The 14,781-nt window shown below is 62.3% G+C and carries 17 protein-coding genes and 2 pseudogenes; 5 read left to right on the top strand and 14 right to left on the bottom strand.

Annotation, left to right across the window (positions count from 1 at the left end):
- Window positions 1-116: 116 nt before the first annotated feature.
- The 4 genes from KBY93_RS13545 to KBY93_RS13535 form a co-directional block, all read right to left on the bottom strand.
- Complete coding sequence (locus KBY93_RS13545; protein WP_255094954.1) at window positions 117-581, bottom strand: primase-helicase zinc-binding domain-containing protein; 465 nt, start codon at window positions 579-581, stop codon at window positions 117-119.
- A 204-nt stretch (window positions 582-785) separates the two neighbouring features.
- Window positions 786-989, bottom strand: coding sequence for a helix-turn-helix domain-containing protein (locus KBY93_RS16305; RefSeq protein ID WP_399223215.1), 204 nt, complete (start codon window positions 987-989; stop codon window positions 786-788).
- Window positions 990-2,332: 1,343 nt separating this feature from the next.
- A complete protein-coding gene (locus KBY93_RS13540; protein WP_399223213.1) occupies window positions 2,333-2,806 on the bottom strand; it encodes a pyridoxamine 5'-phosphate oxidase family protein in 474 nt (157 codons plus the stop codon).
- Window positions 2,803-3,048, bottom strand: a complete 246-nt coding sequence (locus KBY93_RS13535; protein WP_255094953.1) for a hypothetical protein — start codon at window positions 3,046-3,048, stop codon at window positions 2,803-2,805. Before KBY93_RS13535 ends, KBY93_RS13540 begins: the two co-directional genes overlap by 4 nt.
- Window positions 3,049-3,247: 199 nt before the next feature.
- Here KBY93_RS13535 and KBY93_RS13530 point away from each other — a divergent pair, with 199 nt between their 5' ends.
- Together KBY93_RS13530 and KBY93_RS13525 are read left to right on the top strand one after the other, a co-directional pair.
- The gene (locus KBY93_RS13530) at window positions 3,248-3,781 is read left to right on the top strand and encodes a cupin domain-containing protein (protein WP_255094952.1); all 534 of its coding nucleotides are present in this window, start codon (window positions 3,248-3,250) and stop codon (window positions 3,779-3,781) included.
- Window positions 3,782-3,990: 209 nt separating this feature from the next.
- Entirely contained in the window at window positions 3,991-4,932 is a 942-nt protein-coding gene (locus KBY93_RS13525; protein WP_255094951.1) for an ArdC family protein, read from the top strand.
- Between the two features lie 639 nt (window positions 4,933-5,571).
- On the opposite strand, the pseudogene KBY93_RS13520 reads toward KBY93_RS13525, so the two are convergent.
- The 3 genes and pseudogenes from KBY93_RS13520 to KBY93_RS13510 form a co-directional block, all read right to left on the bottom strand.
- Window positions 5,572-5,865, bottom strand: a pseudogene (locus tag KBY93_RS13520) (transposase); the annotation flags it as partial.
- A gap of 324 nt (window positions 5,866-6,189) precedes the next feature.
- Window positions 6,190-6,339: pseudogene (locus KBY93_RS13515) on the bottom strand (transposase); the annotation flags it as partial.
- Between the two features lie 121 nt (window positions 6,340-6,460).
- Window positions 6,461-7,474, bottom strand: a complete 1,014-nt coding sequence (locus KBY93_RS13510) for a carbon-nitrogen hydrolase family protein (protein ID WP_255094950.1) — start codon at window positions 7,472-7,474, stop codon at window positions 6,461-6,463.
- Between the two features lie 217 nt (window positions 7,475-7,691).
- Here KBY93_RS13510 and KBY93_RS13505 point away from each other — a divergent pair, with 217 nt between their 5' ends.
- The 3 genes from KBY93_RS13505 to KBY93_RS13495 all read left to right on the top strand — a co-directional run bounded on the left by KBY93_RS13505 (window position 7,692) and on the right by KBY93_RS13495 (window position 10,528).
- Window positions 7,692-9,104 (top strand): glutamate decarboxylase, encoded by a 1,413-nt coding sequence (locus tag KBY93_RS13505; RefSeq protein WP_255094949.1) that lies wholly within the window; start codon window positions 7,692-7,694, stop codon window positions 9,102-9,104.
- 184 nt (window positions 9,105-9,288) lie between these two features.
- Window positions 9,289-9,597 (top strand): hypothetical protein, encoded by a 309-nt coding sequence (locus KBY93_RS13500; protein WP_255094948.1) that lies wholly within the window; start codon window positions 9,289-9,291, stop codon window positions 9,595-9,597.
- Between the two features lie 517 nt (window positions 9,598-10,114).
- The gene (locus tag KBY93_RS13495) at window positions 10,115-10,528 is read left to right on the top strand and encodes a hypothetical protein (RefSeq protein WP_255094947.1); all 414 of its coding nucleotides are present in this window, start codon (window positions 10,115-10,117) and stop codon (window positions 10,526-10,528) included.
- Between the two features lie 22 nt (window positions 10,529-10,550).
- Here KBY93_RS13495 and KBY93_RS13490 read toward each other — a convergent pair whose 3' ends face one another.
- The 7 genes from KBY93_RS13490 to modB form a co-directional block, all read right to left on the bottom strand.
- Window positions 10,551-10,922, bottom strand: a complete 372-nt coding sequence (locus tag KBY93_RS13490) for an AbrB family transcriptional regulator (RefSeq protein ID WP_255094946.1) — start codon at window positions 10,920-10,922, stop codon at window positions 10,551-10,553.
- 76 nt (window positions 10,923-10,998) lie between these two features.
- Complete coding sequence (locus tag KBY93_RS13485; protein ID WP_255094945.1) at window positions 10,999-11,169, bottom strand: hypothetical protein; 171 nt, start codon at window positions 11,167-11,169, stop codon at window positions 10,999-11,001.
- Window positions 11,169-11,453, bottom strand: a complete 285-nt coding sequence (locus KBY93_RS13480; protein WP_255094944.1) for a DUF167 domain-containing protein — start codon at window positions 11,451-11,453, stop codon at window positions 11,169-11,171. The genes KBY93_RS13485 and KBY93_RS13480 overlap by 1 nt, the downstream gene beginning before the upstream one ends.
- 203 nt (window positions 11,454-11,656) lie before the next feature.
- The gene (locus KBY93_RS13475; protein ID WP_255094943.1) at window positions 11,657-11,860 is read right to left on the bottom strand and encodes a chlorophyll a/b-binding protein; all 204 of its coding nucleotides are present in this window, start codon (window positions 11,858-11,860) and stop codon (window positions 11,657-11,659) included.
- 121 nt (window positions 11,861-11,981) lie between these two features.
- A complete protein-coding gene (locus KBY93_RS13470; protein ID WP_255094942.1) occupies window positions 11,982-12,188 on the bottom strand; it encodes a hypothetical protein in 207 nt (68 codons plus the stop codon).
- A gap of 67 nt (window positions 12,189-12,255) precedes the next feature.
- Window positions 12,256-12,900: a thermonuclease family protein gene (locus KBY93_RS13465; protein WP_255094941.1), complete on the bottom strand. Its 645-nt coding sequence runs from the start codon at window positions 12,898-12,900 to the stop codon at window positions 12,256-12,258.
- Between the two features lie 55 nt (window positions 12,901-12,955).
- A complete protein-coding gene (modB, locus tag KBY93_RS13460) occupies window positions 12,956-14,779 on the bottom strand; it encodes a molybdate ABC transporter permease subunit (RefSeq protein ID WP_255094940.1) in 1,824 nt (607 codons plus the stop codon).
- Between the last annotated feature and the right edge of the window lie 2 nt (window positions 14,780-14,781).

Below are 14,781 nucleotides of genomic sequence, written 5' to 3'. Positions count from 1 at the left end.
GACTGGCTGGATTTCAGTCGATTCGAGCCGGAATGCAGGCCGTAACTCACGACATCACGGCGCTACTGGCGATGGCGACGAGGAAGCCAGAACCAAGCTCGAGTTAAGACTTTGAATCAGCCCTGGGCGCCACTGGCCCACGCGCTGGTCTTTGGGTCAAGGTGCATCACGTCGAAGCGCTTGCGCCCCTCGCCCAGGTCGACGCGGGTGATCCGCTGGGTGTTGCTGTAGCGGTAGGGGTTGGCCACCTTGATGGGCTGGGCCAGGGTGGCCAGCACGGGGGGCTCAGGAGGCAGCGGAGCGGGCGATGGGACCGCCTGCAGCCGGCGGCCCTGCTGGGCGCGACGGGTCCTGAACTGCGCTGCACCCAGGTGACTGCGCACGGCGTCCGCAGCGTCTGGGAAGCTCCAGGACTTGACCCGCCTCAGCAGGTCCATGCCGTCCCCGGCAGCGGGGCTGCCTTTGCCTGGCTTTGGCGCACACTGGTTGCAGAGCCAGGTGCCGCGTCCGTCTAGATCATCAAAGCGGAAGCGATCAGTGCCGCCGCAGACAGGGCAGGGGTGGTGCTTCCCGTCCAACACGCCAGGATCGACGCCACCGAGGGCGACGAGGATCTCAGCCCAGCGATCACGGGCAGCTTCCTTCCAATCCCACCCAGGTTGTGGAATTGGGGGCTGACACTGACTTGGGTCTTTGGTTTCACCCCGTTGCGCAGCTGTGCTTGGTGGTCTGGTTCGTTCCACTGTTTTGTCGCAGCGATGCTTCTGTCCCTGTGGTCTTCCTGCTCAGGCCAAGACACGCCGCGAGCGCTTCGCCAGCGTTTCTTCAACGCTCTCGTGGTTCCAAAGCAGAGGCGGCCGCTTTGTGCCGATACCAACGGCTCGGTAGTGGATGCCAGCTCGCAATACTCCGCCCTGACGTAGACGCCGCAGAGTGGCATCACTGACACGCAGTAATTCCGCCACCTCTCGTGTGGTTGAAGTGAACATTCAGGTTGGGAGAAAACAGCTAGACGGGCCAGATCGACCTGTCATGAGCAGACTGTACCCCAATTAATGTGCCTGCAAAGAGCAAACAATGGAAGAGTTTCTCGGACTTTGGCTGTTTCGTTTCCATTGATGTCATCTGCTCGAGTTCTTGCGATTTCGATCGCAGGTGCAGTCTGTCCAACCACTTTCCGTGCATCTAGAAGTGGGTAGTTGGGCTTTGATCCAAAAAGCTCGGCTGCATCTCTCGCGCAAACTGCAGTTCCAGCACGAGCCTCAGGGCAAAGGCATGGCGTAATCTGCAGCGCCGCAGGTCAGCCGGTAACTCAGTGCTTAAAGGTGCTGAATGACGCAGTTCAAAGCACAGAGCCGTCATCGCGTGGCATGGCCCTACTGCACCTTGGTTGGAAGGTGGCAGGCCCCAGCTATCGGGTCATTCCTCAGCAGGCGCTAAGGCCGGAGCCGTAAGGGAATTCGCTGGCTCCCAGGCTGCAGAAGACCGGGATCTGAAGCACCCCTCTTCACTTTTGGGGGGGGGTAGTCAGGGGGAAAGCCTGCAGGGTGCTTTGGTGGACCCAGCCGCCCTCGGTAGCCTTTAGGGAGATAGTGGCGGATCCATCGTGCAGGTAGGTATTTCCGAACTGGATCTGTTCGAGCGCTGGAAAGCAGCTGGAATGCCTGAACCCTCGCCGCGCATCCAATCGCGCCACAGCAGCTATCGGCTTACACCCGTTACCGACGAGGAGCCACTACCCCCAAGGGATCTTGGGGGTCCTAGAGGTCTGATTCTCGGTTACTCCGAAAAACGCATTCGACAGTGCGCAAGATGGTCGGTCAAGCATCACGACCCAGGCCGAGATCCCTTTCGGTTCCTGAAGCACGACAGCGAGAATGAGGGGCATCCCTACCTCAGAGTCAACGGTCCAGGTCCCAAGGAGCTTTGGGACTTCCTGGAGATCGTGAGTCATCCGCCGCTCGGATCAATAGGGCGCCCCTACATGGATGCGCAATGGCGGTTCCGAAGACTGCGACAGATCCTAGTTGAGGCCTGCTGAAATTGTCTGGATTTAACTGGAGGGAGCAGCTGAGCAGTCCTCAGCCCGGAGGCGCTGGGTGAGCGGGATCGGATTGACGCGCTGTAGATATGGCTAGGAAGCTCCAAGAAGCCAATGCCCCGGGCGTCTCATCTCCTTCGGCGGGCCGGTTTGCAACGCCCTTACGCGACCAAGCACGCTGAGGTCCCCTGCGCGGACCCCTCAGGGATTCAGGCGTTCCTCCATCCAGCCGCCCTCGCGGCTCCAACGACGGCGATGGTGCGGATGATCCCGTAGCTCCAGCAACTCCACTTACGCAAGATCGATGCGCAGCAGCTGAAAATGCTCTGGCAATGGAGTTTCGTCCGCAAGCTCTGCCGGGAAATCCTCTGCGGCACCGAAGGGTGCTCCCGGTTCGGGCCAGCCCCAGAGCGCACGGCCTGTGGGGGTGAGACCTTGCCAGTGCCGTATCCGCTCCTCCCATTCCACTTCCGTGGGCAAGGTCAGAACGACTCCGCGCAGGCGGAACTGGCAGCGGGCTTTGGGCAGCAGCCAGCACAGTTCCACAGCAGGCTGCTGCCGGAGCTCAGCCGGTTTGGCGCTGCGGCCGTCGGTCAGCAGATCCAACCCAGCGGCATCGGCCCAGCCACGGAACACCAGGGTGCGCACCCGTGGGGTGCCATCGGGGGAAACGGTGGCGAGCTGCAACCAGCGCGCCGCTGGCGAGCGGCCTTCCCGTTCGCGGGCCCCGCGCTGCAGCTGCCGCCATGGCGGCAGCGCCGTCACGCCGTCTGGGCTTGGCGGCGGTTCAGGACAATGGCCCCAGCGGCGATGACCGCAAGGCCCAGGGCGCCAGTGGCGGCCAGAAACACGAGCGTTTGCAGGGCCAACAGGAACAATCCCAGCGCAGAAGCCGCCTTGATCTGGATCCTGGCCTTGATCAGCAGGGTGATAAGCAGCAGCACCGTGGCCTGTAGGGCAGCGATCTTGGCGGCCGTCAGGGGGCAGAAGGGGCAGGGGAGCAGCATCGAGGAGAAGCAATGGACCGATACTGGCGAGGGTGCCGCCCCGTCGTGCCCACCAGCGCGTCACGTGCTCCAGCCATCAAACCTAGTGCTTCTCCACACCTCTTGCTAGACCGGATCACCAGGCGTGCTGGCTGGATGGTCACCACCACCAAAAGGGCCGTCCGCGCCTGATCTGGAAGAGAGTGGAACGATTGCGGAGGTGGGTGTGCTGACTGATGGCCGTGCACTCGCTCTGGTCTGTGGACTGGGGCTGCTGGCGCAGGCGTCGCCTGCCCGCACCGACGAGGTGATCGGCCGTCCTGGTGACGGCGGGGTCATCACGGTGCGGCCGGCCACACAGCACGACAGCCGCCAGGGTCTGGGGCGATTCGTGGGCATCTCCGGTGCCAACAGCGGCGCCCGCACGCTCTCGCTCAACCGCATCGTCATACCGCCCGGTGCCAAGGCCCGGGCTCATCGCCACCGCAACTACGAGACGGCGATCTACCTGCTGCAGGGAACGGTGGAAACCCGATATGGCGCCGGTCTGCGCCAGCGGGTGGTGAACCGCGCCGGTGATTTCATCTTCATTCCCGCCGATCTGCCCCATCAACCGGTGAATCTCAGCGCGACGGAGCCGGCGATCGCGATCGTCACCCGCTCCGACCCGAACGAGCAGGAAAGCGTGGAGCTGCTCGACGATGACGGGCAGCCCCTGCCAGCTCACCACCAGCACGGTCCCGCCCATCCCTGAGCCGATCGGCTGCCACAGGGGTGTAGATCACCAACAAGGAAATGCGGGCGGTGGAGAAGATCAAGAAACGGATCTGAAGTGGGGGTGTGTCGCGCAGGAGTCCTCATGGTCTGCGGCGGCGCAAGGGCTGACGCGAGTTCGCACAGCGGAGCTGCGCGAACCCTTGCCCTCGCCGCAGTCACCACTCGGGGTCCTGCGCTTTGGCTGCCATGGCCGCGTCCAAGTCCCGCTCACGCAAAACCTATGAAGGCCCCACGGCCGAGGAAAAGATCGTTACCTCGTTGATCGCTCTGTTGGAGGCCGGTGCCGCCCCCTGGCGGCGGCCCTGGGATGGCACTGGCGGCGGCCACCACGTGAATCTGATCTCCGGTCATCGCTACCGCGGCGCCAATCCCATCCTGCTCACCCTCGGTCTGCACATCCGAGGTTCATCCCTGCCGTTCTGGTGCGGCTTTGCCGAGGCCAAGAAGCTCGGCATCTTCCCCCGCAAGGGCAGCAAGTCCGTTCACATCCTGCGGCCCCAGCTGCACAGCCGCGAGGAGCCGGGCGAGGGCGGTGAAGTCACCCTGCGCAGCTGGGCCAGCTACCGGCCGGTGGCGGTCTTCAATGCCGCCGATCTCGAGGGCGACTCCCTCGCCGGCTTGATCGATGCCCGCAAGGTGGCAGAGGGCGTGGAGGCCAAGCCGGAGCCGGAGCGCTTGGAGGCGGCAGAAGCCGTTCTGGCTGCCTGGCCGGTGCCGGTCAGCTTTGGAGGGGATCGGGCCTGCTACCTGCCGGCGATCGATCGGATCCAGCTGCCCGATCGCGCCAGCTTTCACTCACCAGCCGCGTTCTGTGCCACCTGGGCCCATGAGCAGATCCACTCCACCGGCCATGAATCACGGCTCAAGCGGGATCTGGGCGGTGCCTTCGGGAAAGCGCGCTATGCCCGTGAGGAGCTGGTCGCCGAATTAGGGGCGGTGCTGCTGGGCGATCGGCTGGAGTTCGGCAGCAAAATCGAGAGCCATGCCGCCTATCTCGGCCACTTGATCGAGTTGCTCAAGGAATCACCCAAGGTGCTGTTCCAGGTGCTCAGCGAGGCGCGGCAGGCGGCGGATCTGATCTGTACGGAGCCTGCCCTTCACGTGTCGGCTGGGGCGATCAGCGCCTGAGGACACATGCGTTGCCTAGGTCACGAACGACGGGACCAATGGTCAGCCGCTTACACCAGAAGTGGAGACTTAGGCGCCTGTCGCGTCTCATTGACACCATCTGTAGTATGACGAGGTGTCGACTTGGGACTCACCAATGGCAACTACACAGCCGATGAAGGACGGCGAATTGCAGGGACTAATCCTCCAGGCCTTTTACGACAGGCGGCAAATTGACAGACCCCTGTTGCCTACAGAAGACTGGATTGATGCAAAGATAAGCAGAAACGAGTTATATAGAATTTGCAAACAGTTGGGCAATCTTGGTTTCATAGTATGGGACCCAGTAATTGGCGGAGGAGGATCAGGAAAAATCACTGCATCCGGGGTTGAATTCATAGAGCAATAAAAGCTCCACCGTCATCACATTTCAACCGGTGTAGTGCCTTGCAACCAACTAAATGTCCAATTTGTCCAATGTGAATCCTGGCAGCAACAACATCCACAAAACATTGAAGGGATTAGAAGCGACCTCTCGAACGATCAAATTAGGTTAAGGAAATGATGAAAGCAATGCCGAGTCAAAATCCTCACTCGCGCAGCTTGCCAGTGTCCCGTCCCTGAGATTTGCGAGCAAAGTCGCTGGAGCTTCTCCAGGATTTAATCCGCTGTGGCGGTCCAGTTGAACGGGGCCTTGGTCTTGTTGTAAGCCGCCACGAACTGCTCGATCCTGGCGATCAACTCCTTGACGCTGGAGAAACTGCCCCGGCGGATGGCCCGCTGGGTGATGATCCCAAACCAGCGCTCCACCTGGTTGAGCCAGGAGGCGTAGGTGGGTGTAAAATGCCAGTGGAATCGAGACTGCTGCGCCGGCCACGCCCAAACTTTGGCGTGCTTGTGGGTGTACTAGCTGTCGACGATCAGATGGACGTCCAGACCCTCTGGCACAGATTTCTTGGCCGCGTCCCTTCGCATGGCGTAAACAGCTGAGACCCGATTGCCCTGATCCGAGTGTGAACAGGGTGGAATGACGGGCTGTCATTCCTGAGGGGCAATTGCCTCTCGTTTCTACACTATGAATCTAGACGATTGACTTGTCAAGTCATTCGTCTGGAGCATGGCTGTGCTGGCCCCCGGGCGATAATCGAGGCCGCTGCGTCCTTGGGGGCGCCACGACCACGATCTCCTGGGGCCTGAGTGTGGGCGATTATTCCAGGCAGTCCTGCAGGGCGGGCAGATCCTTCAGCGACGGAATGGAGCCATGCTCTCGGCTGAGAACATGCGCCGGCCCTCGAGCTGCCAGTGCTCGTCCTGCTCCAGCAGCACCGCCCCCACCAGGCGCGTGATCGAGGCGTCGTTCGGGAAGATGCCAACCACCCGAGTGCGGCGTTTGACCTCCTGGTTGAGGCGTTCCAGCAGATTGGTGCTCCACTGTTCGGCGACGATTAGGTAGGCGGCCGCCTATGTAGTTGACATCGGGCACTCCACACTTTTCCCCAGTTGGGTTGAGGGAAGTGTCGGAAGGCCAGCACGTCCTCCCTGGCCTGGTCTATGAGCTCAGCGGCCCTCGGGAAGCGCTCGACCAGGGAGGACGTGCTGACTGAGGTGGTCTGGGCAGATGAACTTGGCTGTAAAGGTCCAGTCTCAGATCAGCGTGGTAACTCGTTCCGGTCGGATGTGTGAGTCCATACTCAGATGGAATGCAGTCGGCGAGCAGTAAAGTAGGCTCGCCTCTGGCCGCGACCAGCACATCACCGTGGGGGCCGCAGATGATGCTGTTGCCAAGGTATGCAGCCATCACAGTTCCGTTCACTGTTTCCTCGCCACAGCGGTTGGCATAGGCAACAAAACAGGAGTTCTGGAACGCATGGGCCGGGATCAGGGTGCGAGAGACATCCGGATAGGCGCGATCGGTGTGCTGGCCGTTGCTCAGCAGTGCCCAGGCGTCAGCGGCGGTAGGGATCAGCACGAGCTTGGCGCCTAGCAGTGCGAGGCTACGGGTGAGTTCAGGGAACTCGGCCTCGTAGCAATTGAGCAGGCCAAGAGGGAACCCATTGACTTCCTGCACCGTGAAAGCAGGACCCTCCTCTCTGTGCACGTAACCGGGGCTCCAGCAGAGCTTCTCGTCCGGACCCCAGAGATGGGTTTTGCGATAGTTGCGTAGCAGGGTGCCATCGGGTCCAAAGAGGGCAATCGCGTCGTAGAAACGCTCTTCTCCAGCCACCTGGGCACGTTCTGGATAGGGGCAGGCCAAGGCCAGATTGTGAAGTCGTGCTGCAGCGGCCACACGCTGCAGGCTCGGACCATCCACAGGTTCAGCCAGGCGACGGGCCAGCTCCGGGGTGACGATGTAACCACTGAGGTAGAGCTCAGGGAACGCAAGCAGCTGCACCTGACGCTCAACGGCAATGGCACATACGGCTTCGAGTCGTTCGAGGTTTTCGGCGACGGCTGTTGAAGTGGCGGCTGCGCCGGTGCCTTGCCAGATGCCCAGCCGCAGTCCCTGCCCCCAGGCGGGGGGCTCGGGTCGGAGGAAGCCATGAAGCCGGTAGTTGAGGTCCATTGGGAACTTGGGCTGCAGGACCGGGCCCGATGCGTGGACAGAAGGCTGTGGTCCCTGGTGGGAGCTAGAGGGTGGTCACGCCCCCCCACTGGGCCTGCTGGAAGGTGAATCTATCGGCGATCCCAGTCGAAGGGGACAGGTGTGCACGTGATTTGGACCCTCATTGGTCAGGACAATGGGCCTTGAATGGGTGTCCATGCATCCCCGGCCTAGCCCCATGACGACACACTCGACGGGTGAAAAACGCCGTTCCACCCACCTGGGGATCGGTGCTGGCATAAGCGCCAGCCTGAAAGCCGCCAACCTGCCAGCGGAGATTCCCCGCGATGCGCTGGCCATTCATGGACTCGACGCCGCCAATGCCTATGAGCTGATCCACGACCACCTGATGCTCGATGGCAATGCCCGCCTCAACCTGGCCACGTTCGTGGGCACTTGGATGGATTCTTATGCCCGTCGCCTGATGGAGGAATGCGTCGACAAGAACATCATCGACAAGGATGAATACCCGCAGACTGCTGAGCTGGAGGTGCGCTGTCTGCGGATCCTGGCGGACCTCTGGCATGCCCCGGATCCAGAACTTGCCGTGGGAACCTCCACTACGGGTTCAAGTGAGGGCTGCATGCTTGGCGGGCTGGTGATGAAGTGGCACTGGCGTCAGCGCCGCCGAGCAGCCAACCTCGACACCAGCCGTCCCAATCTGGTGATGGGCACCAACACTCAGATCTGCTGGGACAAGTTCTGCGCCTACTTCGATGTGGAGCCACGACTGGTGCCGATCACATCGGAACGGCTCCATCTGGGCGCCGAGGAGGCGGTGGCCCACTGTGACGAGAACACCATCGGAGTGGTGGGAATCCTGGGCAGCACCTTCGATGGCAGCTACGAACCGATCGAGGCCCTGCAGAAGCAGTTAGATGAATTGGAAGCACGCATGGGGTTCAACATCCCCATCCACGTGGATGCTGCATCAGGAGGCTTCGTGGCTCCCTTCAATTCCCCTGATCTGATCTGGGATTTCCGTTTGCCACGGGTCGTTTCGATCAACAGCAGCGGCCACAAGTACGGTGGTGTTCTGCCTGGGGTGGGCTGGGTTCTCTGGCGTCACGATGACCTGCTGCCTGAAGAACTCCGCTTCAACGTCAACTACCTCGGCGGCCAGATGCCCACGATCGGCATGAACTTCTCCCGCCCTGGTGCCCAGGTTGTCGGCCAGTACTTCAACTTCCTGCACCTGGGCCGCGATGGCTACGCCCATCGCATGGCCACCCTGGAGGCGATCGCCTGCCATCTGGCCGATGGCATTCGAGATCTGGAGCCGATGCGTCTGGTGAGTCATCCCCTTGGCCAACTGCCTGTGTTCGCCGTGGAGGTGGATCCGGCTGTGACCAACTGGTCAGTCTTCCATCTCTCCGACAAGCTGCGCGAGCGGGGATGGCAGGTGCCGGCCTACACCCTTCCGGCCAACTGCGAGGACCGCGCGGTGCTGCGCTTCGTGGTGCGTGCTGGCTTCAGCCGCGACATGGCTGAAGCCCTACTCACCGACATCGAACGTGCTGTCGGCTGGTTTGAGGCACTCCAGGACCCCTTGCCTCGGCCTGAGGACGGTTCTTCGTCATTTCGCCACTGAGTGTGCGGCTGACTGAGGCAGACGCCCGCCACGGTGGCGGCCTCTTCATAGGGGCGCTCCAGCTCTGGGGCCTGGCGGCGTTAGATCGTCCGCAGGGCCTCATGGGTCGCCAGCGGTGGCTGCAGCTCCTTGTTCCAGAGCAGGATTGGCCTGATTCCACCACGAAGGTGCCGCTTCCCCAGGGATGCGGCCCGGAAACGGTTCTCTCCCGAGCAAGGGGATTGCCGAGCCTACCCTGCTGACACCCAACAGCCGTCGCCTCAGGTCCGGCCAGCTGGATGCGCTCAAGCAGAGCTGCCTGAACCTGCTGCACCAGCAGCTGTTCCTGCCTCGGGACATGGGTGCGCAACTCTGGGAGCTGAACCTGGTGAGCCGTCTGTTGAACGATCCCGCCATCGGTGATCGCATCTACGGGCTGCTGGCGGTGATCGAAACCCCGGAAGCGATGCAGCAGGCCTACCTGCTGTGGAACCAGGGCCAGGACGACTTGTAGCCGAAGGCTTCTGCGCAGCAGTGACGCAGGGCCAAGCGCTGCGTCGAAGGTCAAGGAAGCAGGCCGGCTGGCCCGTGCTCGGGGCTGACTGAACTCAGGCATAAACCCCTATTGCCCCCATCAGACGGCCGGCCGATTGTGAGTTCATAGGCAACCGGGAGGCTCCTGACCATGGAAGACACCCCACCTGAGCATCCTTTAGGAGTGCGCTGACGATCCGGTCCCTGCTCCAACAATTTCGACGGATCACTGACTTCCCCGGCGTGTGACACCGCTGTGTGTGCTCCGCCGCCGTCCACTGCACCGTTAACGGCCTCGCCTTAGGTGCCCCGGAACCATCGGGAAGTCTCACTTGTCAACTGGCCCCAGGTGCCAGCGTCAGCCACTCCGCCCCAGCAATCAGACTTCTTCAGAGCCCGGTGGCCTCGTCACCGGGCTTTGTTGTGCAGCTCCCAGAACCATTGAGAACCTGGCCCATGTCCACCAGTCCCTGGTCGAGGAGTACCGGGAGTCGATTGTGATCACCGCCGACAAGCTGCTGGCCCAGCCCAGCTGGACCCTGGAGGCCACCGTGGTGCTGATGCACCTTCACAACGGCGGCGTCACCATCGGGCCGGTGCGGAGTCTTCCCCTCTGGCTGGAGCACCTACCCCCTGCACTCGATGCCTTCGTGCGGCTGCAGGAGCAAGGAGTGAGCTTCGAGGAGGCTTACGAGCAGTGCCTGGCTGAACACGGGCAGGAGTTCGTCGATGCCTGTGGGGCCGCCAAGCGGGGCAAGCCCCTGGTCACCCACGACAACCTGGCCGAGTTCACTGCCCTCTCCCAGAAGGGCTTTGCCCGTAAGCCAAGGGAGCTGCTGGCGCTCGCCCTGTGGCCTGACCACGTCAGCGGCTTCCTGGTGTCATGCGAGCCCTTTCATCGTCCTGGGTGAGGCGGACCCTCTGCCAACCGGCTCACTCCTCCTCGTCGGCCGCACCGACAGGGATCAGCCGGATCTGCTTCTTGCCCAGCTTGATCTCGAACTCATCGCCAGGGGCCAGATCCAGAAAGGCGGTGTAGGCCTTGCCAACCAACAGATTGCCGTTGCCTTGCACTGTGGCCACGTAGCTCAAGCTGCGACCGGCCTTCCCTTTGCCGTTGCCACCGCCATCTCCGAGGCTGACGCCCTTGGCCTCCAGCAGTGCTTCATAGAAGGCCGTGAAGTTCAGCCGCTCGCTGCCGTCCTTCTTGGTGCTCACATAGCCTGCGGCTCGCACCAAGTCGGACTTGGAGGCATCTCCCTGTTCCTTTACTTTTGCGAGCAGGTCAGATCCGGTGAGGGCCATCAATATGGGTCGCTAATGGATTCAACATAGCTGATTGGGAGAGGCTGCTAACACCAATGGTGCAATATTTTTCATTTCAGCGGTGCAGACTTCCGCAAGCCTCTCCGTTACCGTTGCACACCAGATACCGGTGAACCTGGCGCAGCAGCTCCAGGGCGAGGGCATAGGAGCCGATCGCCTTGGAGCTGTAGTGGCTGCCTGCAACAGTGCCAGAAATAATCCCAAGGTCCTGAAAGGCCCTGCTCATCACTGCGGGTCGCTCAACCCCAGAAGGGCACACCGCACCTCGTCCGCCGTGAACCCCTCCACGGCGATCCATTTGCGCCGGCTGCTCTGGCCACGCACCAATGCCACTCTGCTGGCAGCGATGCCAAGTCGCTCGGCAACGAACCTCCGCAATGCCTCATTGGCAGCACCCTCAACCGGCGGGGCCGTCAGGCGGATCACCACCGCGTTATCTCTGAGCCCCACCACCTCATTGCGACGGCTGCGGGGCTGGATCCACAGGGCGATGCTCCCGCTGGTCGTCATTCATCTCATCTCACTGCCTGCCGAGGATTCCATCGACATACCGCAGCATTGAGGGCATGGGGATGATCAGCAGCGGTTGAGGCTGCCGCTCTCTCTGGCATTGCGATCGCAAAAAAAGCCGGCGCCATCGGTGAAGGGCCGGCCAAGGAAAAGGGCGAGCGTGGTAGCCGCAAGCGTTGGTGGATCGCAGAGAACGACTGGCCTCAACGCTGGGACAGAAGAGCGAGATCGGCGATCTGCTTGAGGATGCCATCTCCGCTGAACGCCTCCACGATCAGACCGATCGTGAACCCCAGCATCGCGACGCGTCCGTTGAGACGCTCAGCACGTCTGAGATCCTCGTCTCGGATCTGCTTGGCGGCAGTGTTCAGGAAACAGGTGTCGTTGGCTTGAGTGGCTCGAGTCATGGGAAACCCTTGCGAGTACAACGAAAAGCTACGGATACCGCCCTGCGGTTGACGCAGGGAGGAATACTAGTCCTGATCTACGCACAAATCCTCGATTCAGGCAGATGGACCGATCTTCCTGTCAGAGGTCACCTCCTTTCCGGCTTTCGATGCGTTTCTCCACCGCCTCCCACACCACCCGGTAGGCCAGGCTCTGGGCGTCGCTGATGGCCTCAGCAGCAGGGTGCGTCCAGGCCACCTGGCATGCCAACGCCTCGAAATCCTCAGGGACCACCGTCAGGCCCAGAAGGTCCAGCGCCGTCGCCACATCCGGTGAATTGAGAACCATCGGCCGTCTCCTCATAGGCCTGTTCAGCGAGTCCGCCGCTGGTGATCTTCGCGGCGATCGGTACTCCTCATGCCGCCAGCAATAGCGGTACGTCGGCCTCGCAGCCGCTCTCCAGCTCTTCCCACACCCGCCGGTAGGCCGCAGTCTGCACTGCGCTCCATGGCTGGGAGGCCGGGTGCCGCGCGGCCACCCGCCGGGCCAGGTCCTGCCGATTTCTAGGCGTGGTTCTCAGGCCCAGGGCGGCCAATGCCTCAGGAAAATCCGTTGACGGTCCCATGGCTGTCATCAATCGACCGGTGATACCTGGATGTTCGCCACTGCTGCCACCTGTGCAAGAGGGGATGCCGATGGCGGTGTGGATCTTCATGGAAGCCACCACAGGAACCGATCCGGAGATACCCCCAGATCCAGCCGAAGATCTGCTGCGCCGGAAGTCCAAGGAGCGGCGGCGGGAAGCCCGGAACTCGGCATCCAGTAACGCCATGCCGTCTTCCACCAGTGCCAGGTTGATGTTCACTCCACTGATCACTTCGGCCACGGTGCGGCCATAGCGGTCCACCGTCTGGGGTCTGAGGGACACGCTGGAGCCCGGGCGCAGGCGGCTCTGCAGGTAGCTTCGGGCCTGGGCGTCATAGGAGCCCTGGGCCATCTCGGGCGCATCAATGCAGGCCAGCCGCACCGTGATCCGCAGGGCGCGAAGAAGGCCATCCACCACAGCCGGCCGGAGGCCGTCCCAATGGAGGGCCTCAGCCTCTCAAGGCCAGGTTTCAGGCCTCCAGAAAAAGAATCCTGGACCGATCAATGACGAGTTCAAGTGCGCCTAGCTGCCCCTCAAGCTCATCCCATTCCCAATCACGCAACTCCACATGGATCCCTGTTGCCCCCTCATGAATCTGCACATAGGCACTGACCTGGAGGGCACCACGACTGACCCTTACCAGGCAGCACGAATGCACGATCAATTGATGAGAAGTCGTTGTAGAGCCAGCAGGTCGTAGACGCAGGTGATTGGCACGCAGCCCGACCCATTGGTGTTGCTCATGCTGTGGGCTATGAGGTTCATCAATCTGGAGCCCCCATTGGCTCGCCAGACACTGTTGGGGGGTGACCCACGCGATTGGGCTGAGGTTCTTGCAGCCTGTGAGCTTTGCCACGACGAGTTGCAGCGGCTGGACAAAGAGCTGTCGAGTCGGTCCTTGCGCCAGCAGTCGCCCGCGCTCGAGTACCAACAGCTCATCGCTGAGCCGGTGGGCTTCATCGATGTCGTGCGTCACCAGCAGGATGGGCGTGCCCGTGCTGCGCTGCAGATCCTCCATCCATTGCTGCAGCCGGCGGCGACGGAAGCTGTCCTGGGAGCTGAGGGGTTCATCGAGCAGAAGCAGGTCAGGCTTCACCGCAAGGGCCCGTGCCAGGGCAACCCGTTGACATTGGCCACCGGATAGTTGATGGGGAAACTGGAGGGCCTGATCTTGCAATCCAACCGCGGCAAGCAGCTGTCCAACCTGCGTGCGCCGCTGCTCTCGGCTGAGGCGATCCAGCCCGAACGCCACATTTGCGGCCACGGTGAGATGGGGGAACAGGGCGTGCTGCTGAAACACCATGGCGATTCGCCGGTGCTCCGGTGCCACCCAGATCCCCAGATCGGTGTCGCAAAGCAGCCGCTGCCCGAGCTGGATGCGGCAACTCTGGGGCCGCTCAAGCCCTGCAATGCAGCGCAACAGAAGGCTTTTGCCTGAACCCGATGGTCCAAGCACAGCCCGTCGAGCTGCCTGGCTGCTCCAGTTCAGAGCCAGCTCGAAGGTGCCTTTCCGAAGCTCGATAGCCACCTGCAGCTGTGGTTGTGATCTGGTTTTCGACAGGCTGATCGGCTCAGCCGGCACCCACAGCTCGTCGACGGCATGGTCGGCGGCTGGAGATCGCGGCGCCTGAGGAGCTGATCGGCTGCGGCTGAGCAGTTCCACCAAGGCCAGGCAACTGCCGTTGAGAAGCAGCACCACGGCGGTGAGCTGCCAGGCCAGCGGCAGGGAGCCGTTTTCAACAGCGCTGTAGATCGCCAGTGGCAGCGTCTGGGTGCGGCCAGGGATGTTGCCGGCCAGCATCATCGTGGTGCCGAACTCTCCCAGGGCCCGCGCGAAGCTGAGGCTCAGACCCGCCAGCAGGCCTGGGCGGATCAGCGGCAGGGTGACCCTCCAGAACGCTCGCACCGGGCTGCAGCCCAGTCCGAGGGCCACCGCCTCGAGGGCTGGATCGAGTTGTTCCAGGGAGGCCAGCGTGCTGCGGTACATCAGGGGGAAGGCCACCACCGCCGCGCTGATCACCGTCGCGCTCCAGCTGAACACCACACTGATACCGATTGTCTGCAAGGGCTGCCCCAGAGGACCCTGCGGTCCCAGCAATTGCAGCAGCAGGAACCCCAGCACCGTTGGAGGCAAGACCAGCGGTGAGAGCAGCAGCAGGTCGGCCACGGCACGCCGTTGCCCTTGCCAGCCCCGAAGCAGTAGGGCGGCTGCAATCGCAGGTGGGCTGAGAAGCAACACCGCTAAAGCGGCTGCTCGCAGCGACAGCAGCAGGGGTGACCAGGTGCTTTCCACGC

Origin of the sequence: Synechococcus sp. J7-Johnson, assembly GCF_024345795.1 — a bacterium.
GTDB lineage: Bacteria > Cyanobacteriota > Cyanobacteriia > PCC-6307 > Cyanobiaceae > Regnicoccus_A.
The sequence above is the reverse complement of the archived record's forward strand: the minus strand, read 5'-3'. Positions and strand labels throughout refer to the sequence as shown.